The organism is Streptomyces sp. NPDC051963 (genome assembly GCF_044593495.1).
In the GTDB taxonomy this organism is placed as follows: Bacteria; Actinomycetota; Actinomycetes; order Streptomycetales; family Streptomycetaceae; genus Streptomyces.
Genome location: NZ_JBIUCC010000003.1, coordinates 204,904 through 229,352, shown reverse-complemented (window position 1 = coordinate 229,352; position 24,449 = coordinate 204,904). Strand labels below are relative to the sequence as shown.

Below are 24,449 nucleotides of genomic sequence, written 5' to 3'. Positions count from 1 at the left end.
TTCCCGTGCCGAATCAGCAGGCCTTCACCGTCACACTGGCCGTCGGCCGCGGCGGCACGGTGGCCGTCTCGTACTCCGACTTCCGCCGCAATGACGCGGGTGCTCCCCTGTTGACCGACCGTTGGCTGGTCCGGTGCAGGCCGCAGGCCGCCGATTGCGCCTCGAAGGGGGCGACTTGGCGGGAGGCCCGGCTGACCCCGGCCTCCTTCGACATGCGCCGGGCGCCCCGCATCCCTGACGAGTCCAGTCCCCGCGGATACTTCCTGGGCGAGCAGACGGGCCTGGTCGCCGCCGGGAGCGGGTTCGCCGCCGCCTGGGCCGCGCCGGACGCACCGGGCAGCGCGGCCGTTCATGCCGTGACGGTGCGCTGATCCAAGGGCCCGCCTCCCCGGGGAAGAGGCGGGCCCTTGTCATGTCCCTGGACATGAAGCGGAACGCCGTGTTGGGATGCCAACTGCCGTTGATGACAACGTTTCCGCGCAAGAGCCGCCACCCGTCCTCGACGAGGAGGATCCCGTGCGCCACCGACGACTCAGAAGCCGCCTGGTGCTGCTGCTCGCAGCAGCCCTCGGACTCGCGTGCCTCACCACCACGCCCAACGCGACCGCCGCATCCGACGACCCGGTCGAGATCCATGGCCTGAAGGGCGAGTACTACACCCACTCCGCCCCGGGCGCCTTCGACTTCCACGAGCTCAAGGCCACCGGCTTCGACCAGAACCTCGACTTCGACAACCTGGAGCCGCGCCTGCGGTTCGCCACCGGTCAGGACAACGATGTCAGCGTCCGCTGGACCGGAAAGATCGTGCCGGAGAAGACCGGCCCCACCACGTTCTCGATCATCGGCGACAACGGCTTCCGTCTCTGGATCGACGGACAGCCGGTCATCGACCACTGGGTCGACGACTGGGACCGTGAACAGACCGCCCAGCCCGTCGAACTGACGGCGGGCCGGGCCTACGACTTCAAGGTCGAGTACTTCGAGCACTTCGGCGGCTCCAACCTCCACCTCCGCTGGACGCCCCCCGGCGGCAGCAAGGCCGCCGTCCCGCAGTCGGCCTTCCGGCTCCCCGACGGCTACGACTACGACGGCGCCATCGCCACCACCGTCCTCGGGGACGGACGTACGCTCAGACTCGACTTCGCGCACGAGCTGTCCGCGCCCCCGGCCTCCGTCACCGACCACATCGAGGCGGTGATCGGCGGCGCCAAGTGGCCCCTGACCAGCGCCCGGTTGGACCCGTCCGACCCGAAGTCCCTGCTGGTCGGCCTGAAGGAACCGGTCGTCGGCAACAAGACCGGCACCGCGCCCGGCACGTCCGACGTGCGCTACGACGGTCAGGGCGGACTCACCGCCGGCGGCGAGGAGATCGGCGCCTTCTGGAGCAGCGGCCCCAACCACTCGACGTACGAACTGCGCACCCCGTGGGCCGAAGAGGTCGGCCCCGACAACGCACTGCCCGAGTACCCGCGCCCGCAGCTGACCCGCGACGCCTGGCAGAACCTCAACGGACGTTGGCAGTTCGCGGCCGCCGAGGCCGGCGAGCAGCCGCCCGTCGGCAAGAACCTGGCCGAGCGCATCCTCGTCCCGTACCCCGTCGAGTCCCAGCTCTCCGGCGTCCAACGGCACGAGGACCGCATGTGGTACCGCCGTACCTTCACGGTCCCGGCCGACTGGCGCATCGGCTCAGGCAAGCGGCTGCAACTCAACTTCGGCGCCGTCGACTGGCAGACCGAGGTGTACGTCAACGGCAGGAAGGTCACCGAACACAAGGGCGGCTACGACAAGTTCAGCGCCGACATCACCGACGCGCTGAAGCCGGGACGCACCCAGGAGCTGATCGTCGGCGTGTACGACCCGACCGACGCGGCCGACGGCGAGAACCCGCCGATCGGCAAGCAGCGACTGGACCCCAGCGGCATCTGGTACACGCCGAGTTCGGGCATCTGGCAGACGGTGTGGATGGAGCCGGTCGCACGCGACCACGTGGGCTCCCTCAAGCTCACCCCCGACGTCCCGAACAGCAGCGTGAGCGTCGAGGCGCAGGGCGTCCGTGCCGGCGTACCGATCACGGCGACGGCGTACGACGGCAAACAGAAGGTCGCCACGGCGAGCGGCCGGACCGGGCAGCCGCTGACCCTGACCATCGACGACCCGCACCTGTGGTCGCCGGACGATCCGTTCCTCTACGACCTGAAGGTGAGCGTCGGCGCCGACCGCGTCGGCAGCTACTTCGGGATGCGGTCCATCGCCGTGGAGAAGGTCGACGGCGTCCCGCGCACGGTCCTCAACGGCGAGCCGATCTTCCTGATGGCCACGCTCGACCAGGGCTTCTGGCCCGACGGTCTGCACACGGCTCCGACGGACGAGGCACTGGCCTACGACCTGAAGGTGCACAAGCAGCTCGGCTTCAACTCGGTGCGCAAGCACATCAAGGTCGAGCCGGACCGCTGGTTCTACTGGGCCGACAGGCTGGGCCTGATGGTGTGGCAGGACATGCCCGCGATGACCGCCGGGGTGACACCGAACGCCGCCTCGCGCGCCGAGTACGAGCGCGAGATGAAGGAGATGATCGACGAGCACATCAGCAGCCCGTCGATCGTCATGTGGGTGACCTTCAACGAGGGCTGGGGCCAGTACGACATCGGCCGCGTCGCCGCGCAGGCCAAGTCCTGGGACCCGACCCGGCTGGTCAACGGCCAGTCCGGACTGAACCTCGGGGCCGACGGCGGCACCGGCGACATCATGGACGAGCACGGCTATCCCAGCCCCGCCCTGCCACCCCGACCGGACGGCGAACGCGCCCTGGTCAGCGGCGAGTACGGCGGCCTCGGTCTCGCGGTCCCCGGGCACGCCTGGTCCGTGCAGCAGTCCTACGTCGACGTCGACCCGGCGACCTACACCGACGACTACCTCACCAAGCTCGACGAGGTGCGTGCCCTGGCCTGCCGGGGCGGCAACGGCGCCGTCTACACCCAGATCGCGGACGTCGAGGGCGAGCTCAACGGCCTGCTGACGTACGACCGCAAGGTCCTCAAGCCGGACGTGGCGCGTGTGAAGGCCGCGCACGAGGCCCTGATCCGCGACATGTCCCGGCCGGTACCCGCCGACTGCCCGTAACCCCTGGAGGCCCTGCACGATGAGATGGACCCGGCACCTGCGTCTGTGGGTGGCCGGGGCGGTGGCAGCGTCCGCGCTGTGCACCGTCCCGGCCGCCCGGGCCGCCGAGCAGCACGACGGGCACCTCACCGATCTGGTGAACCCGTTCATCGGCACCGAGAACGAAGGCAACACCTATCCCGGCGCCGCCGTGCCCTTCGGCATGGTGCAACTCTCGCCCGACACCGGCCACGGCACGGGCTACGACTACTCCGACGACCGTATCCGCGGCTTCTCCCTCGTCCACCTCTCCGGTGTCGGCTGCGGCCTCGGCGGAGACCTGCCCGTGCTGCCCACGACGGGTGACGTCACACAGACGGACTACGCGCAGTACGCGGCCGGGTTCAGCCACGAGGACGAGGAGGCGAGCCCCGGTTACTACAAGGTGGGGCTGGCATCCGGCATCGACGCCGAACTCTCCGCGACCGAGCGCACCGGCGTCCAGCGCTACACCTTCCCGGCCACCGACAAGGCCAACGTCCTGCTCAACGCGGGACAGTCGCTGCACCGGAACATCTCCACCGAGGTGGAGATCCTCGACAGCCGTACCGTGCGCACGGCCATCACCGGCAGCGGCTTCTGCCAGGACACCAAGCCGTACACCGTCTACACCGTCACCCGCTTCGACCGGCCCTTCACCGCCTACGGCACCTGGGACGGCAGCGCGGTGACCGCGGGCTCGAAGAGCGGGCGGGACGGCGCCTACGTCCGCTTCGACACGACCGGGGACCGCACCGTCGAGGCGACCACGGCACTGTCGTACGTCGACGCCCGTGGCGCGGCCGGCAACCTCCGTGCCGAGGGCGGGCGTTCCTTCGACTCCGTCCGCCACAAAGCTCAGCGGGCATGGGAGGACCGCCTCGACGACGTGCGCGTCCAGGGTGGCAGCGACACCCTGCGCCGCACCTTCTACTCCTCCCTGTACCGGTCGTTCCTCGCGCCGAACATCGGCAGCGACGCCGACGGCCGCTACACCGGCTGGGACCAGAAGATCCACCGCGCGCGGGGCTGGACGTACTACCAGAACTGGTCCCTGTGGGACACCTACCGCACCCAGTCCCAGCTGCTGGCCCTGCTCGCACCCCGCGAGGCCCGGGACATGGCCATCTCGGTGATCAAGATCGACGAGGAGAGCGGCTGGCTGCCCAAGTGGGGCTACGGCACGGTCGAGACGAACATCATGACCGGCGACCCGGTGACGCCCTTCCTGACCAACGCCTACCAGCAGGGACTGCTCCAGGGATACGAGGACTATGCGGAGCGGGCCTACCGGGCGCTGAAGAAGAACGCCGACGGCGTGCCGCCCGCGGACTCGCCGGCCGTGGGCCGGGAGGCGAACCAGGAGTACATCGCCGAGGGCTTCGCGCCCTACATCAAGGGCCGCCCGCATGCGAAGCCCGGTGACTCGGACTACGACCACGGGGCCTCGGCCACGCTGGAGTACGCGCTGTCGGACGCGATGCTCGCGCAGATGGCGCGGGATCTCGGCCACCCGGCGGACGCGGCACGCTATGCCGCCAGGGCCCAGAGCTACCGGCACGTCTTCGACGCCTCGACCGGTTTCTTCCGGGCCCGTGACGCCTCCGGCGCCTTCACCGGACCCGCCGACCCGGCAAAGAGCGAGGGCTTCCACGAGGGCACGTCCTGGCAGTACCAGTGGCTCGTGCCGCAGGACCTGCCGGGAATGGTCGACCTGATCGGCGGCACGCAGGCGGCCAACGAGCGGCTCGACTCCTTCTTCGCCTACGAGCAGCTCCTGGCGGACCCGGCGAAGACGGCGCGCGAGGTGTGGGTGAACGGGCCGTACGACTACTACAACGCCGACAAGTACAACCCGCAGAACGAGCCCGACCTCATCGCCCCCTACACCTACCTGTCCACCGGTCAGCCGTGGAAGACCACCGATGTGGTGCACGCCGCGCTGACCCTGTTCACCGACGCGCCGACCGGCATGACCGGAAACGACGACCTCGGGACCATGTCCGCCTGGAACGTGCTGTCGTCGATCGGGATCTTCCCGGTGCAGCCCGGTTATGACACCTGGGGCCTGTCCACGCCCGTCTTCGACCGCGTCGACCTCACCCTGGACCGCCGCTACTACCCGAAGGGCGGGCTCACGATCTCGGCGTCCGGTACCTCGGACACCGATCGCTACATCCAGTCGGCCCGGACGGACGGGTCGGCCTACGAGCGCACGTATCTGACCACCGGCACGCTGCGGTCCCTGCGGTCGCTCGTTTTCACGGTCGGCCCGCGCCCGTCTGAGTGGGGAACATCACCGGAAGCGGCGCCACCTGCGCTGAGGTGACCCCAGACGCCTCATGAGTCCCGCCCCTTTCGGCAGGGGCGGGACTTAATCTCTTGTTAACTGTGCGTAGCTTGATCGTACTTGACCGTAATCGGTCGAGGGAGGTTGACTGCTGCCTCACCCTTCTTCGACGCGAGGCAAGCCATTGACTTCTGACGTGCTCGCACCTCTCGACCTTGCGTTCTGGAACATCGAGTCCGACCGGAACCCGATGCACCTGGGCGCGCTCGGCGTCTTCAGCACGAACTCGCCGACCGCGGGTGCCCACGCGGCCGACCTGCTCGCCGCCCGGGCCGCCGCCGTGCCCGGGCTGCGGATGCGGATCCGGGACATCTGGCAGCCGATCGGCTTTCCGCCGGCGTTCCCGTCCGCCTTCGGCGGCGCCGCCCGCGTGCCCGCCGCCGACTTCGACCCCCTGGACCACATCCGGCTGCACGCCCCGACCGCGGACTTCCACGAGGTGGCGGGGCGGCTCATGGAACGGCCGCTGGACCGTGCCCGGCCGCCGTGGGAGGCGCATGTGCTGCCGGGGGAGGACGGCGTCTCGTTCGCCGTGCTGTTCAAGTTCCACCACGCACTGGCCGACGGGCTACGGGCGCTGACGCTCGCCGCCGCGGTGCTGGACCCGATCGACCTGCCCGAGCGCCGCCCCCGCCCGGAACCGCCGGCCCGCGGGCTGCTCCCGGACGTGCGTAAGCTGCCCGGGCTGCTGCGCGGCGCCCTGTCCGACGTGGGCCGCGCCCTCGACATCGGCGCCTCCGTCGCCCTGTCCAACCTGGGTGTGAGCTCCTCGCCCGCCCTCACCACCGAGCCGAGCGGCACCCGGGGCACGGCAGGTGCCGTCATCGACATCGACGATGTGCACATCGTCCGCAAGGCCGTCGGCGGGACCGTCAACGACGTGCTGATCGCGGTCGTCGCCGGCGCCCTGCGCCGCTGGCTCGACGAGCGCGGCGACGGCAGCGAGGGGGTCGCGCCCCGCGCCCTGATCCCCGTCTCCAAGCGCCGCCCGCGTACCGCCCACCCTCAGGGCAACCGGCTCTCCGGCTACCTGATAAGGCTCCCCGTCGGTGACCCGGACCCGCTCGGCCGGCTCGGCACGGTCCGCGCGGCCATGGACCGCAAGAAGGACGCCGGACCCGGGCGGGGCGCCGGTGCCGTCGCCCTCCTCGCCGACCACGTCCCGGCGCTCGCCCACCGGCTCGGCGGCCCCCTGGTCAGCCAGGGCGCGCGCCTCTGGTTCGACATCCTGGTCACCAGCGTGCCCCTGCCCGGCCTCGGCCTGAAGCTCGGCGGCCACGCCCTCACCGAGGTCTACCCCTTCGCCCCGCTGGCCCGCGGCCAGTCCCTGGCCATCGCGATCTCGACCTACCGCGGCCGCGTCCACTACGGCCTCGTCGCCGACGCCCAGGCCGTCCCCGACCTGGACCGACTCGCCGCCGCGATGTCCGAGGAGGTGGAGACACTGATCGCCGCGTGCGGTCCCTGACGGGGGTGGGGGTGGTCGGGGCGTGGTCCCACATGGGCCGTGGGGCGCGGTGCGGTGTGGTCCCTGGCGGGGCGCCGGCGTGATCGGTGCCTGTGGTCGCTGACCGCCGCGGGTTCGGGAGCCGTCTGCGGTTGTCGAACACCGCGGGTTCGATCTCCGGCCGGAGGCATGCGCACCCGCAGGTCCAGTCGCCTGCCGGTGAGTGTGGCCGCGGCTTGTGGCCCCTGGCGTATGCGGGCGCCATCGGCGTCGGCAGTCGCTGATCACCGCAGGTGCGAGAGCTGCACTTGGTCGCTGACTTCGGCGGGTTCGATCGCTGCCTGCGGTGCCGAGTACCCCGGGTCCGATCGCCGCCTGCCGTCGCGGCCCCGCACGTCCGATCGCCCTCTGCGGTCGCCGGCCACCGGGCGCTCGCCGGCCGGCCGGAGGCCCCCGCACCCGCAGGTTCGATCACCCGGCGCCGTTCATGATCGTCGCGGGTTTGGTGGTGTGGCCCGGTGCTCCGTAAAATTCCTCGTTCGAAAGCGGACTCGACCGGAGTGCCGCGCGGTGGATCAGGAACGGCAGCGGCGATGACGGTGACAGAGGACGGCTCGGCGGCCATGGATGAGGTCGTGTACGGGCCCGGCATCGACCCCGAGCGGCTGGCCGTCTGCCTCGGTGTGCTGGAGGAACTCGACAAGCTGGACGTCGACCACCCCGACGCCATCGCCGTGCGCCGGGCGACCGCGGGCATCTACCGCACGGTGAAGCAGCGTCGGCGGCAGGAGCGCCGGGCCGCCAAGACCGCTCACGACAAGGCGGTCACGGAGGCCACGGCGACCGGCTCCGCCGAGCGTATCGACGACGAGACCGAGGGCCTCCTGCCGTCGTCGATCACGGCGGAGGGCAAGATCGCGGGGATACTCCAGCGCCCGCGCTCCTGCTACACCTGCAAGGCCCGGTACGTCGAGGTCGACTACTTCTACCACCAGCTCTGCCAGAAGTGCGCCGCCGAGAACCGCGCGCACCGGGACTCCCGCGCCGACCTGACCGGCAAGCGTGCGCTGCTCACCGGCGGCCGAGCGAAGATCGGCATGTACATCGCGCTCCGGCTGCTGCGTGACGGCGCGCACACCACGATCACCACGCGGTTCCCCAAGGACGCCATCCGCCGCTTCAAGGCGATGGACGACTCGGCGGACTGGATCCACCGCCTGGAGGTCGTCGGCATCGACCTGCGCGACCCGGCCCAGGCCGTGGCCCTGGCCGACCAGATCGCCGGGCAGGGTCCGCTGGACATCCTGATCAACAACGCGACGCAGACGGTGCGCCGTATGCCCTCCGCGTACGCCGCGCTCGTCGAGGGCGAGAGCGCCCCGCTGCCGGCCGGTGAACTCCCCGCCCACCACGTCATCGGCGCCTTCAACTCCGGCGCGGTCGACGGACTCGCCGCACTGCCCGTCGGAGCCACCGGGCTCGACGCGCAGAAGGTGGCCGATCTCGCTCTGGTCGCCGGGAACGCCAGCGTGGAGCGGCACCGCGACGGCACCGCCATCGACGCCGGCGGTCTGGTCCCCGACGTCGTCGACAGCAACACCTGGGTGCAGAGCATCGAGCAGATCTCCCCGGTGGAGCTCCTCGAGACCCAGCTGTGCAACTACACGGCGCCGTTCATCCTGATCAGCGCGTTGCGACCGGTGATGGCCGACGCCGCGCGCAAGGCGTCCAGCAAGCGCGCGTACGTCGTCAACGTCTCGGCGATGGAGGGCGTGTTCGGCCGCGGCTACAAGGGCGCGGGCCACCCGAACACGAACGCCGCGAAGGCCGCCATGAACATGGTGACGCGCACCAGCGCCCAGGAGATGTTCGAGACCGACGGCATCCTGATGACCTCCGTCGACACCGGCTGGATCACCGACGAGCGCCCGCACTACGACAAGCTGCGGCTGGCCGAGGCCGGCTTCCACGCCCCGCTGGACCTGATCGACGGCGCGGCCCGCGTCTACCACCCGGTCGTCGCCGGTGAGCAGGGCGAGGACCTGTACGGCGTCTTCCTGAAGGACTACGCGCCGGGCAAGTGGTGAGGCGGGGCGGACGACGACGAGGGGGCCGTCACTCCACGGCCCCCAGCCGTGAGTTGCGGGCCGCCACCAGCTCCAGCACCGTCCGCCAGTCCTCCAGCACCCCCGCGTCGAACCCCGCGCTGCGGCCCTCCTCCTCGGCCTGCCGCAGGCTGACCAGGTCGTCGTCGACCGGAGTGCCGAGCCGGGAGTGACGGCGCACCAGACGGGAGACCCGTTCACCGAGCAGCCCCCGCACCGCGTCGGCCGTGCGGTCGGCGAGGCCGGCCGTGTCGCCGGGCCAGAGCAGCTGCCCTATCGGCTGCACCAGGCCCGCGACTTGGAGCTCCTTGTCGGCAGGCCGGCTGCGGCGCAGCAGCGCGGCGGTCCGCAGGGCGTGATCGTACAGATCGACGCGGTCACCGGCGTGCTGCCCGGCGTCCCACGTGCCTCGGCACGCATACAGAAGATCCATCAGCTCCTCGACGCTGCGCAGCTCCATGCGTCAGTCCTCCCGCGAGACAGCCGTTGTCTGACGGCAGCAGATCATGGCGAGCTTTCGACACAGCCAACGGGACTTGAACTGCTCGGCGATCGAAACGGCTGTCTCGATTGCGTCGCCCCTGACGCAACCCGGCGTAGGCCGAACGAGTGACTTTGTTGTAAGGCATCTCGTAAGAAATAATGGCATATCATGACCCAATGAACACGGGCGACTTGTGACGGTTACCCCAAGTTTTCAGCCCCATCGAGCGGACCCCCGCTCATTTGGTTACTCTGTAGGGGACGGACAGCAGTACGGGGTCCTACCCACACCCACAGTCCGTCCCGGGGCGGGCCGGACATCACGGCCTGCTCTCAGCTGAGTTACCGGCGCCACCGCGTCCGAACTGTTCTCGACCCAGACCCGAGCGGGCGTCAGGCGCACAGCAGCAGAGTGGCCGATACGCCCCGAGGGTGACCCGACACATAAGGAGTGCGCGGTGACACCGGAGAAGACGAATCGCGAACAGCGCCCGAAGGAACGTTCGGAGCGCGCGGGCCAACGGCCCGGGGAGATCGGCAGTCTCGACGTGTGGGCACGTTCCGCCCCCATCCGCCTGGCCGGCTACGAGGACGACCTCGCCGAGCCCCACATCCTGCCCAGCGTGGACTGACGCCCCAGGCAAGCCCCTTCGCGATCGAAGCCGCGGCCGACAACCGGCCGCGGCTTCGGCCTTTGCGGGACCTGGGCATCGCGCCCCCGTAAGGGGCGCGGGGAACTGCGCGGCCAGCCCCCACCGGCCCGCGGGTTCAGTACGGCGTTTCCGGCAGAGCGCCTAGTCGAGCGGTGCCGTCCGCTGCCACGGATGCAGCTTCTCCACCTGCTCCGCCAACTCCAGCAGCAACGCCTCCGACCCCGGGCGCCCCACGAGTTGTACGGCGCAGGGGGCGCCCGAGGGCAGCGAGCCGAACGGGACGGTGAGCGCGGGCCAGCCGGTCAGGTTCCACGGCGGAGTCAGCGGCGAGTAGTTCGTGTTGGCGAGCACATTGCGCAGCCAGCCCCGCTCGTGCCAGGCCTCTGCCTTGGGGGAGCGGCGGGCCAGCGCCGGTGTGAGCACCACATCGTGCTCGGCGAAGAACGGCTCCAGGCTTCTGCGCAGCTTCTCCCTGCTGTCGCCGCGGGTCACCCGGACCACGAAGCGCCGCCCCACGGCCGCGTGCACCCGGGTGCGCCGGGTCAGCAGCCCGGGGTCGAGATCCCTGGCGTCCACCGCCGTGCCCGCCGTCCAGTGGGTGAGCGAGGTGAAGCTCAGCGACATCGGGTACGGCGGGTCGGCGCGCCGCACCTGATGCCCGGCCTTGGCCAGGACACCGGCGGCCTCCCGGGTCGCCGCCGCATAGGGCTTGCTGATGGCGACGCCGGTGAGCGGGCTGCGCAGGGACACGGCGACCTTGCGCGAGCCCGGCTCGTGCGGTCGTACGGCATCGGTGTCGGCGAGGACCGACAGCATGAGACGGGCGTCCTCGACGGTCGTCGCGAGCGGGCCGTTCTCGGACATGCCGAACCAGTTGCTGGTCCCCGCGGGCACGACGCCGTGGCCCGGCTTGATGGTGACGAGGCCGCAGTTGGCCGCGGGGATGCGCAGCGAGCCCATGCCGTCGTTGCCGAGGGCGATCGGCACCATGCCCGCGGCGACCGCGGCCGCGCTGCCCCCCGAGGAGCCGCCGGCGGAGCGCGAGGTGTCCCACGGGTTGCGGGCCGTGCCGTGGACGCCCTCCGTCGTGCCGAAGACGCACAGCTCCGGCACGTTCGTCAGGCCCACGACCACCGCGCCCGCCGCCCGCAGCCGGGCCACGGTGACATGGTCCTCCTCGGCGGGGGTGTCCGGGATCGCGGCGGAACCGACGCGGTTCGACTCGCCGCGCACCGCGAGGTTGTCCTTGATGGCCACGGGCACGCCCGCAAGGGGCAGTTCGGCCAGGTCGCCGCGCGAGCCGACCTCGTCGGCCTCGGCGAGCGCCGCCTCGGCGCGCACCACGCGGAACGCCCCCACCCGGCCGTCCAGCCGCTCGATCCTGGCCAGGTGCTCGGCCACCACCTCGCGCGGTGTGGCCCGCTTCTCCCGTACGGCGGCGGCGATCTCGACGGCGGTCCGGCCGGCCCAGTTGGTCACGTGTGTTCCTCCGAGGTGTGTGTACCGGCGAGTATGTAGGGAGAACTGTGCTCGCGTCGGCGCGGCACGTCGAGAGGGAGCGGGGCTTGGACATTCGGGCCGCTGTTCTTGGACTTTTCGCGCGGGCGCGCACAGGAGCCGCCCGCTGAACAGCCGATCCTCCGATCAATCGCTCAACTCTCCTGCCGTTCCACCCCATTGACAGGCTCTGGAGCCCGCTCAATCATCAGACATCCGATGAATTGGAGCCGCTCATGAGTACGTATCCAAGACGTCTGGTCCTGGGTGTCGCGGCGGGCGCAGTCGCCTCCGCAGCCCTTCCGCTCACTGTCGCAGGCGAGGCGCACGCCGCCGCCGGTCAGTGGGTTCCCGTCCCGGACCCGGTCCCCGTCCCGCTCGACGGGCTGTACGACAACGACGGCATCGACACCGCGGCCTCCCCCGGCGGTGACTTCGACGGCTCGGGCTACACGTTCCCGGGCGAGGAACTCCCCTCCGGCCGGGTCGAGGTCGACGGCATCTCCTTCGACTTCCCGGGCTCGGCGGCGGGCGCCAAGAACAACGTTGTCGCACTCGGCCAGCGCATCGAACTGCCCCCGGGCCGCTATCTGTCGGCCCTCTTCCTGACCGCCGGCAGCTACGGCAACGCCACCGGCACGGCCACCGTCCACTACGCCGACGGCTCCACGACCACCGCCGGCATGGGAGGCGCCGACTGGTACTCGGCGGGCGGCCCGCTCTCGGCGCCGTACCGCTACACGCCGGGCGGCACCAAGGACGAGCACAGCGTCGGGATCGGCGTCTCGGAGGTGTGGACCGACCCCCAGCGGGAGGCCGTGGCCATCACCCTGCCGGTCACCAACCCGGCCGAGGAGGGCAAGACCTCCCTGCACGTCTTCGCGCTCGCCCTGCAACCGGTCGCCCAGGGACGGGCGTTGGTGCTGCGTGACGCGCACTCCACCAACTCCCTGCTGGACTCCACCGGCGCGCAGAGCGTCGAGGCCACCGTCATCAACGCGGGCACCGTCGCGATCCTCGGCGGCGACAAGGTGTCCGTACAGGTCGACGTGGACGGCGCACGCACCGTCGGACCCGCCCGCATCCGCCGTCTCGATCCCGGAGAGCAGTCGCGCGTGCGGGTCGGGATCCGCAACCGCACGGGCACGGCGCCCGGAACCGAGCAGGACGGCTCGGTGACCGTACGCGGCCGTGGAACCCAGGCCGCGGCCGCCCGCCGCAGGCTGACGCTGGGCGTGGCCGACTACGGGCCCACCGAGGCGTCCCTCTCCGGCCATCAGGCGCCCTACTGGTTCAACGGCGCCAAGTTCGGCATCTTCATCCACTGGGGCGTCTACTCGGTGCCCGCATGGGCGCCGGTCGGCGTGCAGTACGCCGAGTGGTACTGGGACCAGATGCAGGACCCGGCCAACCCCACACACGCCTACCACCGCACCACCTACGGCGAGGACTTCGCCTACGACGACTTCATCCCGCGCTTCACCGCGGAGAGGTTCGACCCGCGCGCGTGGGTGGAGCTGTTCCGCGAGGCCGGCGCCGAGTACCACGTACTGACGTCCAAGCACCATGAGGGCTTCGCCCTGTGGGACACCAAGGTCTCCGACCGCAACTCCGTGAAACTGGGCCCGAAGCGGGACCTCATCAAGGAGCTCTTCGAGGCGTCCCGCCGGTACACGCCCGAACTGCACCGGGGCCTCTACTTCTCCATGCCCGAGTGGTTCAACCCCGACAACCCCTGGATGGGACACGCCCCGCGCAACCCGTACACCCTTCAGCCGGTCCCGTACACCGGATACACCGCGGGCAAGGACTATGTGAAGGACCTTCAGGCCCCGCAGATGCTGGAGCTGATCCACGGCTACGACCCGGAGGTCATCTGGGCCGACATCGGCGGCGTCAACGACAGCCTCAACGTCCTCGCCGAGTACTTCAACCACGCCAAGAACCGGGCCCGTCCGATCGAGGTCGCCGTCAACGACCGCGCGGGCATCGGCTTCCACGACTTCACCACCCCCGAGTACACGACGTACGCGAACACGGTCGTCGCCAAGTGGGAGGCCAGCCGCGGGCTCGACCCGCGCAGCTACGGCTACAACCAGGCCACCCCGGACGACGCCTACATGACGGCCGAGGAGGTCGTGCACAGCCTCGTCGACATCGTCTCGAAGAACGGCAACTTCCTCCTGGACATCGGCCCCCGCGCCGACGGCACCATCCCGGAGATCATGCAGACCCGGCTGCGTGAGACGGGCCGCTGGCTGCGCACCAACGGGGAGGCGATCTACGACACCACGTACTGGTCGCGGATGGCGCAGCTCGGCGAGGACCTGCGCTTCACCGTCCGCCCGAACGAAGCCTTCTACATCCACTCCCTGGCCCGCCCGGGCGCACAGCTCACCGTCGAGGCCCCCGTTCCGATCCGGAGCGGGGACAAGGTGACGATGCTCGGCCACGACCGGCCCCTGACCTGGACCGTGAGGAACGGGGCCCTGGTGATCGACGTGCCCGAGGCGGCCCGGAAGGCGGGTCTGCACGCCTGGGTGTTCAAGGTGGAGTGGCATGGCTGAGCGAAGAAGGAGACGGTTCGCACTGATCGGCCTCGTCGCCGTGCTGATGCTCTTCGGAGTACCGGCACAGGCGACGGCCGGGCAGGTACCGCCACCGGTCACCGTGCCCGCGCTGACCAACTGGACGGCAGAGGCGGGCAGTTACTCGTACGGGCCAGGGACCCGTCTGGTCGCCGACTCGGGGACCGAGCGCCGGGTCGCCCGGACCCTGGCCGACGATCTGCGGGCCGCGGGACATGGCACCGTGCCCGTCGTACGCGGCGGGGCGCGCGCCGGTGACATCGTGATCGACGTACGGCCCGGCAGGACCTCGCTCGGCACGGAGGGCTACGAACTCCGGGCCGGCAAGCGGCTGTCGGTGACCGGCGCGACCGGGACCGGTGCCTTCTACGGCACCCGGACGCTCCTGCAACTCCTCGCGCAGGGCGACCGGATCCCCGCCGGACGCACCGTCGACGTGCCGCGCTACCAGGAGCGGGGGGTCGGGGTCTGCGCCTGCTACATCCACATCTCGATGCCCTGGCTGGAGAACCTCGTCCGCGAGATGGCGTACCACAAGCTCAACCAGCTGCTCCTGGAGCTGAAGGTGAAGAGCGACGCCCATCCCGAGGCCAACACCTGGGGCTACTACACCAAGGACGAGATACGCGGCCTCGTCGCCCTCGGCGCCGAGTACCACGTCGAGATCATCCCCGAGATCAACTCCCCGGGCCATATGGACCCGTGGATAGAGAACCGCCCCGATCTCCAGCTGACCGACGCCGACGGCAACAGGCAGCCCTCCCGCCTCGACATCACCCGGCCGGAGGCCTTCGCCTACTACACCGGCCTGATCGACGAGTACGCGCAGGCCTTCACGTCCACGTCCTGGCACATGGGAGCCGACGAGTACATGCTCGGCTCGGACTTCGCCAAGTACCCGCAGATCCTGGCGTACGCACGGGAGAAGTACGGCCCCGACGCCACTCCCCAGGACGCCTTCGTCGACTTCGTGAACCGCGTCCACGCCTACGCGGCCGCCAAGGGCAAGAAGCTGCGCATCTGGAACGACGGGCTCACCGGCGCCAACACCGTGCCCGTGGCGGCGGACACCACGGTCGAGCACTGGCTGAACATGGCGGTGAAACCGAGCCGGCTCATCGACCAGGGCCATCCGTTGATGAACGCGGCGTACGCCCTGTACCTGGTCCGCGGCGGCTTCCACTCCGACACCGAGGCGCTGTACGAGCAGAGCTGGGATCCGCGCAGCTTCGAGGGCGAGCAGCTCACCTCGGCCGACGGCATCACCGGCGCGAAGATCAGCCTCTGGCCCGACAACGGCCGTGGCGAGACCGAGAACGAGGTCGCGGTCGCCCTCTGGCCCGCACTGCGCCACATCGCCCAGGCCGCCTGGGGCGATCCGCACCCCGACGCCACCTACGCCGAGTTCACCGCGCGCGGTACCGCTGTCGGGCACGCGCCCGGGTGGCGGGACCTGACCAGGACGCCGGTCGCGGACGGGACGTACACCTTCCGGACGGACGGGCTCTCGTTCACCGCCCGGGTGAACCGTACGGCAGACGGCTATCTGACCCTGCGGACCGCGGACGGCTGCCTGGAGGTGCGCGGCGGCAAGCTGACGCTGAACGTGCCGCTCCAGCCGGGCGTCGAGGCGTCCGCGCAGGCCTGCGATACCGCGAACACCTTGCAGCGCTGGGAGTTGGAGCCCGTCGCCGGCGGCCACCGGCTCGTCAACGCCATCACCCGGATGACCCTGAGCCCGGACGACGGCCGGCTCGTGCAGTACCCGCCGGACCAACGCCCGTCCGCCGTCTGGCACCTGAGCTGAGGAGTCCCAGCCCATGACCGTCTCCAGACGCCTCTTCGTCAGTGCCGCCACCGCGGTCACCGCGCTCGCCGTGACCGGAATCCCCGCGGTGGCCGCACCCACCGAGGCCGATGACCCCCGCTACCGCATCCCCGTCTCCCCGGACGACACCGAGGCGGACCTCGGCCGCAAGGCCTCCCAGGTCCGGCCCACCGCACGGCAGATCGCCTGGCAGCAGCTGGAACGGACCGCGTTCCTGCACTTCGGCGTGAACACGTTCACCGGTCTGGAGTGGGGCACCGGCGACGAGGACCCCGATGTGTTCCAGCCGACCGGCCTCGACACCGACCAGTGGGCCGGGGCCCTGCGCGACGGCGGCTTCAAGCTCGCCATCCTCACCGTCAAGCACCACGACGGCTTCGTGCTCCACCCCTCCCGCTACACCGACCATTCCGTGGCCTCCAGCAGCTGGCGTGACGGACACGGCGACGTGCTGCGCCCGTTCGCCGACTCCCTGCGCCGGTACGGCCTCAAGGTCGGCGTCTACATCTCGCCCGCCGACGAGAACCAGTACCTCCACGGCGTGTACGCCAACGGCAGCGCCCGCACCGAGCGCACCATCCCGACCCTCGTCGAGGGCGACGACCGCTCCCCGGACTGCTACTTCACCCTGGAGGCCACCGACTACGGCGCCCATATGCTCAACCACCTCTACGAAGTGCTCACCGAGTACGGCCCGATCGACGAGGTCTGGTTCGACGGAGCCCAGGGGCGCATCCCGCCGGACAAGGTCGAGAAGTACGACTGGGACAGCTGGTACGCCCTGGTGCGCTCGCTCGCCCCGGACGCCGCGATCGCGGTCTCCGGCCCGGACGTGCGGTGGGTCGGCAACGAGGGCGGGCTGGCCCGTGAGGACGAGTGGAGTGTCGTACCGGTGCAGGAGAAGGACTACGGCCGGACCGACTACGCCCTCGCCTACGACGCCCCTGACATGGGCAGTCGTGACGCGCTCGTCGCGGCTCTGCCGACTGCGGACTATGTGCAGTGGTGGCCGGCCGAGTGCGATGTGTCCATCCGGGACGGCTGGTTCTACCATGCCGACCAACAGCCCAAGACCGTGGAGCAGTTGACGGACATCTACTTCCGGTCCGTCGGGCGCAACTCGGTGCTGCTGCTCAACATCCCGCCCGACACCGACGGGTTGCTGCCCGCCGCCGATGTGGTCCGGCTGCGGGAGTTCCGCGAACGCGTCGACCGGGAGCTGCCCGAGGACCTGGCACGGGGAGCCCGTGTCACGTCCGCACCGGGGCGGGTCACCGTCGATCTCGGAAGGGAGCGGGAGGTGGACCGGGTACGGCTGGCCGAGGACATCCGGCACGGCCAGCAGGTGGAGAGCTTCGTCGTCGAGGCGCACCTGGACGGCGCGTGGACGGAGGTGACCCGGGCGGGGGCCGTCGGCGCGAGCCGCATCCTGCTGCTGCCGGCTCCGGTGCGGGCCCGGCGGTGGCGGTTGCGGGTGACCGGTGCCCGGAGCGCCGTACGGATCACGGAGTTCGGGCTGTACCGGTCCCGGGTCTGAGGGACCGGGTGGCCACCGGGGCGTCGGTGACCCGGTGGCCACCCTTCAGCGCAGGTGTTCCTCGAAGAAGTCCATGGTGGTCTCCATCGAGCGCGGCCACTGCCCGTAGAAGGTGTGGCCCTCGCCCTGGTACGTGCGCAGCCGCACGTCCTTGCCGGCCTTCTCGAACGCGGCCACCGTGTGCCTGGTCCAGGCGATGGGGCAGGTGTCGTCGACGGTGCCGTGATGGATCAGCAGGGGCTCGGTGACCCGGTCGACGTAGGTGAGCGGGGAGACCTCGCGCCAGAACTTCGGGTTCTCCTCGGGCGTGCCGTGCTCGGCCTCGATCTCGGCCACCACCGGGTCGGCGTCGGGACGCTGGAACTGGTCGATGTTCTCCTCCGGGTGCGCACTGACCGGGGCGAAGGCGACGGCCGCGTCGAACAGGCCCGGAGCCACCACCAGCGAGTTGTAGACGACGCCGCCGCCCATCGACCGGCCCAGCAGCCCGAGTCGGTCGCCGTCGATCTCCGGCCGCCCGGACGACCGCAGCGCCATCGCCGCGCCGATGGCGTCCTCGGTGTAGCCGAGGCGCAGGCTGACGTTGTTGTCGGGGTCCTTGTCCGACCTCGCGTGGTTGCGGTAGTCGGTGTGCAGGACGACATAGCCGTTGCGGGCGAGGAGGTCCTGCTCGCGTGCGAGTCCCCGGCCGGTGGTGTAGACGGCCGGGTCGATGTAGCCGTGCGCCAGGACCAGCGCCGGGAACGGTCCCTTGCCCTCGGGGATGTTCATAAGCCCCGAGATCGTCAGCCCGTTCGCCTCGTACGTCACCTCGTAGCTGGTGTAGGCGGCGGTGCGGGCCAGGACGGTGCCGAGCTTCAGGCCGGAGCCCGTGTGCTCGCGCTGGATCAGGGCGGGGATCGACACGGGGTCGACCGGGCTGGGGGAGGGCGATGCGGTGGGACTTGCGGTGCGGGTCGATGCCGGTGGGCTGGTACGCGCCTGGTCGTCGTCACCGTCGCTCGCCGTGCAGCCCACCGCGGCCGACAGCGCCAGTGCGACGGCGACACGTACCGTTCCCCTGATCCGCATACGCCCATTGTCCCCATCGGGGCCCGCGATGTCCTCCGCCCGGTTCAGCTCCCTCGCGCCGACCCCGTGCTGTCCCGCACGATCAGCCGCGGCACCGGCACCCGCACCGTGCGGGCCGGGCCGCCGTCCAGCAGGGCGGTCAGTTCCGTCGCCGCCGTACGCCCGAACTCCACGCTGTCGCGGGACAGGGCGGACAGCCAGGGCTTGACCATGCGGCACAGCGCCGAGTCCTCCCAGGCCACCACCGACACGTCCCGGGGCACCGAGAAGCCCAGCTCGGTCGCGGCGGCGACCCCGGCGAGGGCCATCACGTCGTTGTCGTAGATCAGCGCGGTCGGGGGAGCGGAGGTCTCCAGCACACGACGGGTCACGGCCGCGCTCGCCGCGTCCGAGTAGTCGGTGGGCACCGATTCCACCCCGGTCAGTCCGCGCCGCCCGGCCTCGGCGCGCAGCGTGCGGATGCGGCGCTCGGTGTGCGCGAGCCCCGGCAGCCCCGCGATGTGCACGATCCGCCGGTGCCCGAGCGCGTACAGCTCGTCGACGACCGCGGCCATCGCGCCCGCGTCGTCCGCCCACACGGTCGAGAGGCCGGGGTGCCGTTCGTCCGGGGCGCCGCCGATCACCACGGCGGGCAGCCCCAGCTCGTCGAGCAGGTCCGGCCGGGGGTCGTCGGTACGCGGGTCGACCACCAGGACGCCGTCCACCCGGTGCTCGGCCCACCAGCGCCGGTACACCGCGCACTCGTCGTCGATGTCCTCCACCACCTGGAACAACAGCCCCAGATGACGCTCCGCCAGCACCTCCTGGATGCCCGAGACGAGCTGGAGGAAGAACGAGTCCACGCCCAGCGTCTCGGCCGGTCTGGCGAGGACGAAGCCGACCGTGGCCGCGCCCTCCCCGGACAGCGCGCGGGCCGCCGTGCTGGGCCGCCAGCCCAGCTCCTCGGCGACCTGCCGCACCCGGTCGCGGGTGTCCTCGGAGACTCCGGGCCGGCCGTTCAGAGCGAAGGAGACGGCGCTCTGGGAGACCCCGGCGTGGCGCGCGATGTCCTTCATGGTCGGCCGGCGGGCCGGTGACCGCTTGCCTGACATGGTGATTCCCCCATTCCACCGACGCATTACCGGGCCAGTATGCACTAATGCGGTTCAGCTCGGTGATCCTAATGCGCATTAGTCACTAATGAAATTAGCTGTGCGAGAGCCATTGACGGGCCGGTGAGAGGACGTGCAAGGTCTGCGTCGTTGGCCAACTCCGCCGTAAAGGAGGCCGTTCACGGTGCCTATTTCCCGCAGAGCCCTTGCTGCCGCTTTCGCCGTCTGTGTCCTCCTGCCGCTGAGTGCCTGCGGCTCCGGCGACGACGGCGGCTCGACCGACGCCTCGGGCAAGGTCGAGGGCGACATCACCTTCCAGACCTGGAATCTCCGCGCCAACTTCAAGGACTACTTCGAGGGTCTGGTCGCCGACTTCGAGAAGAAGTACCCCGGCACGAACGTCAAGTGGATCGACCAGCCCGCCGAGGGCTACGCCGACAAGATCAGCGCGGACGCGGCCGGCGGCACCCTCCCCGACGTCGTCAACGTCTCACCGGACCTGGTCGCCCCGCTCGCCAAGGCGGGCCTCGCGCTGGACCTGGACAAGGCCGCCGCCCAGTACAAGAAGGAGTACCTGGACGGCGCCTGGGCCAGCCACCGGATACCGGGGATGACCGGCACGTACGCCTTCCCCTGGTACCTCAACACCGGGCCGCTGTTCTACAACAAGTCCCTCTTCGAGGAAGCCGGACTCGATCCCGAGCAGCCGCCGACGACGTACGACGAACTCTTCGCCGACGCCCTCCGGATCGCGGAGAAGACCGACGGCAAGGTCGCCACCCTCGCCAACGTCCCCACCGTCGAGGACTTCGGCCGCTACGGCGTCCCGCTGATGAACACGGAGGGCACGGCCTTCACCTTCAACGACGCGAAGGGCGTTGAACTCCTCACCAAATACAAGGAGTTGTACGACGCGAAGGCGCTCGACCCGCAGGCGCTGACCGCCACCCCGGAGTCGTCCGGCAAGAAGTTCCTCACCGAGGCCGTCGCCATGAATCCCGGCAGCGCCCTGGACCTCGGCAACTTCAAGAAGCAGGCGCCGAACCTGTACAAGAACATCGGCATCACCGACCAGATCACCAGCACCGGCCACGTCAACATGTACGTGATGGGCGTGATGGTGAACGCGCAGACCAAGCAGAAGCCCGCCGCGGTCGCCTTCGCGCACTACGTCACCGACGCCGCGCACCAGATGTCCTTCGCCAAGAAGGTCGCGATCTTCCCGAGCACCGCCGGTTCGCTCGACGACCCGTACTTCACCAAGGAGGACGGGACCGACGAGACGCGGGTGCGGGTGGCCGCCGCCAAGTCGCTGAAGAACGCGGTCAATTACACGCCCGTGCTGTTCAGCGAGCAGATGAAGACGGAACTGCGCAACGAGGTCGCCAAGGCGTTGCAGGGCAAGGAGAGTCCGAAGGAAGCCCTCGACAACGCTGTCGAGGCCTGCGACCGGCTCCTTCAGCAGCAGGGGTAGCGATGTCCACCGTGACCCGGGTGCGGCGCCAACTGCCGGTGAGCCCGTGGCTGTTCGCCGCCCCCGGCCTGCTGGTCATCGGCGCCTTCATCCTCTACCCGTTCGTCTCCACGCTGATCAACGCCTTCACCGACCGCCGCACCCTGATCCCCGGCGAGTTCGTGGGCCTGGCCAACTTCCGCGAGCTGCTGCACGACGACATGTTCTGGATCGGGCTGCGCAACAGCACGCTGTACGTCGTCGGAGTCGTCCCCGCCCTGGTGATCCTGCCCCTGCTCCTGGCACTGCTGGTGCAGAAGAACATCCCCGGCATCACCTTCTTCCGCTCCGCCTTCTACACCCCGGTCGTCGCGTCGATCGTCGTGGTCGGGCTGATCTGGGTGTGGCTGCTCGACGAACGCGGCCTGGTGAACTCGCTGTTGGAGACCATCGGCGTCGGCCGGATCGGTTTCCTCAGCGACCAGTGGCTGCTGCTGCTCAGTGCCATGGCCGTCACGGTCTGGAAGGGCCTCGGCTACTACATGATCATTTACCTGGCGGCGCTCGCCAACGTGCCGCGCGAACTGCACGAGGCCGCCGCCGTGGACGGAGCGGGCGCGATACGCCGCTTCCTCACGGTCACCGTGCCGGCCGTCCGCTCCACCATGGTGCTGGTCGCGGCCCTGTCCTCGGTCGCCGCGTTCAAGGTGTTCTCCGAGGTGTACCTGATGGCGGGGCCGAGCGGCGGCCCGGCAGGTGAGGACACCACCCTCGTGATGCTCGTCCAGCGCACCGGCACCGGACTCACCGGCCGCGTCGGCTACGCCTCCGCCATCTCCGTCGTCGTCTTCGTCGTCACCGTGGCGCTGATGCTGCTCGTGCTGCGGGCCGACCGGAGGGAGGAGCGGTGAGCGTCATCGAGAAGGTGCGACCCGCCCAGCGCCCGGCAGCCGTACGCGAGCCCCGGGTCACGGACGAACACGGCCGCCGCATCCGCGTCTGGGAACTGGTCCTGCGCTACGCCCTGTTGCTGGCCGTACTCGCCCTGACCGTCGGCCCCTTCCTCTGGCAGCTCTCCACGTCCCTGAAGGGCCCGACCGAGGACATCTACACCTCGCCGCCGAAGTTCCTCCCGGGCGACCCGACGCTCCACAACTACGAGCGTGTCTCCGAGACCATCCCCGTCTGGGACTACGCCTTCAACTCGCTGAAGGTCGCCACCGCCAACGTCATCACCAACTGCGTCGGCGCGGCACTCGCCGGGTACGCCCTCGCCCGGCTGCGCTACCGGGGCCGTCGCGCGGCCACGCTCGCCTTCATCCTGGCGATGCTCGTGCCCGTGGAGGGCATCATCATCGCCCAGTTCACCACCATGCGGGAGCTCGGCCTCAACAACACCCTGGTCGGCGTCGTCCTGCCGGGCTGCATCGGCGCGATGAACGTGCTGCTGATGCGCAACGCCTTCCTCAACCTGCCGTACGAGATCGAGGAGGCGGCCTACGTCGACGGCGCCAACGTGTGGCAGCGGTTCCTGCGGGTGGCGCTGCCCTCCGTGAAGGGGACCCTCGCGGTCGTCGCGATCTTCGCCTTCATGGGCGCCTGGGACGACTTCCTGTGGCCGCTCATCGTGCTGAGCGATCCGTCCAAATTCACGCTGACCATCGGCCTCAACTATCTGCACGGCACCTTCGCCAACGACGAACGGCTCGTCGCGGCGGGCACGGTCATCGCCGTGGCACCGCTGATCGTGCTGTTCGCCTGTCTCCAGCGGTACTTCTTCCGCGGCGTCGGAGAGGGCGCCGTCAAGGGCTGACCCGCACCCGGCCGACCCCTCACCCGTACACCCGATTCGCAAGGATCCCGTATGCCCCCTGCCGTGCGCTTCGGCGTCAACTACACCCCGAGCGTCGGGTGGTTCCACCACTGGCTCGACTTCGACCCGGAATCCGTGCGCGCCGACCTCGACTCGATCGCCGCACTGGGCCTGGACCACATCCGGGTCTTCCCGCTGTGGCCGTATTTCCAGCCCAACCGCACCTTCGTCCGCCCGCGAGCCGTCGAGCAGCTGCTCCAGCTCGTCGACGCTGCCGCCGAACGCGGACTCGACGTCAACGTGGACGGTCTGCAAGGGCACTTGAGCAGCTTCGACTTCCTGCCCGCCTGGACCCGGACCTGGCACCGGCGCAACCTCTTCACCGACCCGGACGTGATCGACGGCCAGGCCACCTTCCTGCGCACCCTCGCCGCCGCGCTCGCCGACCGCCCCAACTTCATCGGCATGACCCTCGGCAACGAGGTCAACCAGTTCTCGGCCGGTCCGCATCCCGACCCGGACCGGGCGACCGGCGCGCAGATCGACGCCTGGCTGGAGCGGATGCTCGCCGCCTGCGAGGAGGGCGCCCCCGGCAAGCTGCATCTGCACGCCGAGTACGACGCGACCTGGTACCAGGACGACCAGCCCTTCACCCCGGCCCAGGCCGCCCGGCGCGGCGCCGTCACCGCCGTGCACTCCTGGGTCTTCAACGGCACCGCCCAGCGGCACGGCCGTACGTCCGTGCCCACCGAACACCACGCCGCCTATCTGATCGAGTTGAGCAAGGCATGGGCGGACGAGCCGCACCGGCCCGTGTGGCTCCAGGAGGTCGGCGCGCCGGCGCCCCTGATCCCGGCCGAGCACGCCGCAGCGTTCACCGAGGCGACCGTGGCCCATGCGCTGGACTGTCCGGACCTGTGGGGCATCACCTGGTGGTGCTCCCACGACGTGTCCCGGGAACTGGCCGACTTTCCCGAACTCGAGTACGGGCTGGGGCTGTTGACCAATGACCGGAGGCCGAAGGAGTCGGCCCTGGTGCTGGCGCGCGCGGCCCGGGAGCACACCCACGCCCCGGCACCTCGCACCACGGCGCTCGTCGTCCCCGCCGATCCGTTCGCCCGTTCCCTCTGCGCCCCGGGCGGCCCCGTCTTCGACGCCTACTTCCGGCTGGTCGCCGACGGTGCCCGCCCCACCACCGTTCTCGACGTGCGCGCCGACGACAGGGACCACCTCGCCGCGCGCGGCATCACCGAAGTCGTCACTCCCGAACAGGTACTCCCCGCCCCACAAGGAGGCACCCGCTCGTGAACCCCACCGGACGCACGGTCCTGCCCGACGGTACGCGGCGTGGTTCGAAGTGCTCGCCGTGGGGAGCTGTACTCCTCGTCGGCACCT

At 70.3% G+C, this 24,449-nt stretch carries 17 protein-coding genes; 13 read left to right on the top strand and 4 right to left on the bottom strand.

Annotated features, from left to right (window positions below; all coding sequences use genetic code 11):
• Nucleotides 1–5: 5 nt before the first annotated feature.
• The 5 genes from ACIHFB_RS13600 to ACIHFB_RS13580 all read left to right on the top strand — a co-directional run bounded on the left by ACIHFB_RS13600 (nt 6) and on the right by ACIHFB_RS13580 (nt 9,022).
• Complete coding sequence (locus ACIHFB_RS13600) at nt 6–371, top strand: hypothetical protein (protein ID WP_400126864.1); 366 nt, start codon at nt 6–8, stop codon at nt 369–371.
• A gap of 145 nt (nt 372–516) precedes the next feature.
• A complete protein-coding gene (locus ACIHFB_RS13595) occupies nt 517–3,120 on the top strand; it encodes a PA14 domain-containing protein (RefSeq protein ID WP_400126863.1) in 2,604 nt (867 codons plus the stop codon).
• Between the two features lie 19 nt (nt 3,121–3,139).
• Nucleotides 3,140–5,467, top strand: coding sequence for a GH92 family glycosyl hydrolase (locus ACIHFB_RS13590; protein WP_400126862.1), 2,328 nt, complete (start codon nt 3,140–3,142; stop codon nt 5,465–5,467).
• Between the two features lie 145 nt (nt 5,468–5,612).
• Complete coding sequence (locus ACIHFB_RS13585; RefSeq protein WP_365280157.1) at nt 5,613–6,956, top strand: wax ester/triacylglycerol synthase family O-acyltransferase; 1,344 nt, start codon at nt 5,613–5,615, stop codon at nt 6,954–6,956.
• A 572-nt stretch (nt 6,957–7,528) separates the two neighbouring features.
• Nucleotides 7,529–9,022 carry an SDR family NAD(P)-dependent oxidoreductase gene (locus ACIHFB_RS13580; protein WP_365280154.1) on the top strand — a complete coding sequence of 498 codons (1,494 nt, stop codon included), beginning with the start codon at nt 7,529–7,531 and terminating at the stop codon, nt 9,020–9,022.
• Between the two features lie 28 nt (nt 9,023–9,050).
• On the opposite strand, the gene ACIHFB_RS13575 is transcribed toward ACIHFB_RS13580, so the two are convergent.
• On the bottom strand, nt 9,051–9,500 hold the full coding sequence (locus tag ACIHFB_RS13575; protein ID WP_365280151.1) for a hypothetical protein: 450 nt from the start codon (nt 9,498–9,500) through the stop codon (nt 9,051–9,053).
• Between the two features lie 481 nt (nt 9,501–9,981).
• Here ACIHFB_RS13575 and ACIHFB_RS13570 point away from each other — a divergent pair, with 481 nt between their 5' ends.
• The gene (locus tag ACIHFB_RS13570; RefSeq protein ID WP_365280149.1) at nt 9,982–10,155 is read left to right on the top strand and encodes a hypothetical protein; all 174 of its coding nucleotides are present in this window, start codon (nt 9,982–9,984) and stop codon (nt 10,153–10,155) included.
• A 162-nt stretch (nt 10,156–10,317) separates the two neighbouring features.
• Here the strand turns inward: ACIHFB_RS13570 and ACIHFB_RS13565 are convergent, their stop codons facing one another.
• On the bottom strand, nt 10,318–11,655 hold the full coding sequence (locus tag ACIHFB_RS13565; RefSeq protein ID WP_400126861.1) for an amidase: 1,338 nt from the start codon (nt 11,653–11,655) through the stop codon (nt 10,318–10,320).
• Between the two features lie 254 nt (nt 11,656–11,909).
• Between ACIHFB_RS13565 and ACIHFB_RS13560 the strand changes: the two genes are divergently transcribed.
• From ACIHFB_RS13560 to ACIHFB_RS13550, 3 genes are read left to right on the top strand one after another with little or no spacing between them, the layout of a single operon-like run.
• Nucleotides 11,910–14,240 carry an alpha-L-fucosidase gene (locus ACIHFB_RS13560; RefSeq protein ID WP_400126860.1) on the top strand — a complete coding sequence of 777 codons (2,331 nt, stop codon included), beginning with the start codon at nt 11,910–11,912 and terminating at the stop codon, nt 14,238–14,240.
• On the top strand, nt 14,233–16,068 hold the full coding sequence (locus tag ACIHFB_RS13555; RefSeq protein ID WP_400126859.1) for a family 20 glycosylhydrolase: 1,836 nt from the start codon (nt 14,233–14,235) through the stop codon (nt 16,066–16,068). The genes ACIHFB_RS13560 and ACIHFB_RS13555 overlap by 8 nt, the downstream gene beginning before the upstream one ends.
• A 13-nt stretch (nt 16,069–16,081) precedes the next feature.
• Nucleotides 16,082–17,626 (top strand): alpha-L-fucosidase, encoded by a 1,545-nt coding sequence (locus ACIHFB_RS13550; protein WP_400126858.1) that lies wholly within the window; start codon nt 16,082–16,084, stop codon nt 17,624–17,626.
• Between the two features lie 45 nt (nt 17,627–17,671).
• Here ACIHFB_RS13550 and ACIHFB_RS13545 read toward each other — a convergent pair whose 3' ends face one another.
• Nucleotides 17,672–18,697 (bottom strand): prolyl oligopeptidase family serine peptidase, encoded by a 1,026-nt coding sequence (locus ACIHFB_RS13545; protein WP_365280134.1) that lies wholly within the window; start codon nt 18,695–18,697, stop codon nt 17,672–17,674.
• Nucleotides 18,698–18,741: 44 nt separating this feature from the next.
• On the bottom strand, nt 18,742–19,788 hold the full coding sequence (locus ACIHFB_RS13540; RefSeq protein ID WP_365280132.1) for a LacI family DNA-binding transcriptional regulator: 1,047 nt from the start codon (nt 19,786–19,788) through the stop codon (nt 18,742–18,744).
• A gap of 184 nt (nt 19,789–19,972) precedes the next feature.
• Here ACIHFB_RS13540 and ACIHFB_RS13535 point away from each other — a divergent pair, with 184 nt between their 5' ends.
• Genes ACIHFB_RS13535 through ACIHFB_RS13520 form a run of 4 tightly spaced genes read left to right on the top strand, consistent with a single transcriptional unit; the run spans nt 19,973 to nt 24,362 of the window.
• On the top strand, nt 19,973–21,262 hold the full coding sequence (locus ACIHFB_RS13535; RefSeq protein WP_365280129.1) for a sugar ABC transporter substrate-binding protein: 1,290 nt from the start codon (nt 19,973–19,975) through the stop codon (nt 21,260–21,262).
• 2 nt (nt 21,263–21,264) lie between these two features.
• Entirely contained in the window at nt 21,265–22,152 is an 888-nt protein-coding gene (locus ACIHFB_RS13530; RefSeq protein ID WP_365280126.1) for a sugar ABC transporter permease, read from the top strand.
• Nucleotides 22,149–23,054 (top strand): carbohydrate ABC transporter permease, encoded by a 906-nt coding sequence (locus ACIHFB_RS13525; protein ID WP_365280123.1) that lies wholly within the window; start codon nt 22,149–22,151, stop codon nt 23,052–23,054. Before ACIHFB_RS13530 ends, ACIHFB_RS13525 begins: the two co-directional genes overlap by 4 nt.
• 51 nt (nt 23,055–23,105) lie before the next feature.
• On the top strand, nt 23,106–24,362 hold the full coding sequence (locus ACIHFB_RS13520; RefSeq protein ID WP_400126857.1) for a glycosyl hydrolase: 1,257 nt from the start codon (nt 23,106–23,108) through the stop codon (nt 24,360–24,362).
• Nucleotides 24,363–24,449: the final 87 nt, after the last annotated feature.

Bases quoted from the DNA above. Each gene is read 5' to 3' on its own strand.
- ACIHFB_RS13590 (WP_400126862.1), top strand. From the start codon at position 3,140: ATGAGATGGACCCGGCACCTGCGTCTGTGGGTGGCCGGGGCGGTGGCA.
- ACIHFB_RS13580 (WP_365280154.1), top strand. From the start codon at position 7,529: ATGACGGTGACAGAGGACGGCTCGGCGGCCATGGATGAGGTCGTGTAC.
- ACIHFB_RS13575 (WP_365280151.1), bottom strand. From the start codon at position 9,500: ATGGAGCTGCGCAGCGTCGAGGAGCTGATGGATCTTCTGTATGCGTGC.
- ACIHFB_RS13560 (WP_400126860.1), top strand. From the start codon at position 11,910: ATGAGTACGTATCCAAGACGTCTGGTCCTGGGTGTCGCGGCGGGCGCA.
- ACIHFB_RS13555 (WP_400126859.1), top strand. From the start codon at position 14,233: ATGGCTGAGCGAAGAAGGAGACGGTTCGCACTGATCGGCCTCGTCGCC.
- ACIHFB_RS13550 (WP_400126858.1), top strand. From the start codon at position 16,082: ATGACCGTCTCCAGACGCCTCTTCGTCAGTGCCGCCACCGCGGTCACC.
- ACIHFB_RS13545 (WP_365280134.1), bottom strand. From the start codon at position 18,697: ATGCGGATCAGGGGAACGGTACGTGTCGCCGTCGCACTGGCGCTGTCG.
- ACIHFB_RS13540 (WP_365280132.1), bottom strand. From the start codon at position 19,788: ATGTCAGGCAAGCGGTCACCGGCCCGCCGGCCGACCATGAAGGACATC.
- ACIHFB_RS13530 (WP_365280126.1), top strand. From the start codon at position 21,265: ATGTCCACCGTGACCCGGGTGCGGCGCCAACTGCCGGTGAGCCCGTGG.
- ACIHFB_RS13520 (WP_400126857.1), top strand. From the start codon at position 23,106: ATGCCCCCTGCCGTGCGCTTCGGCGTCAACTACACCCCGAGCGTCGGG.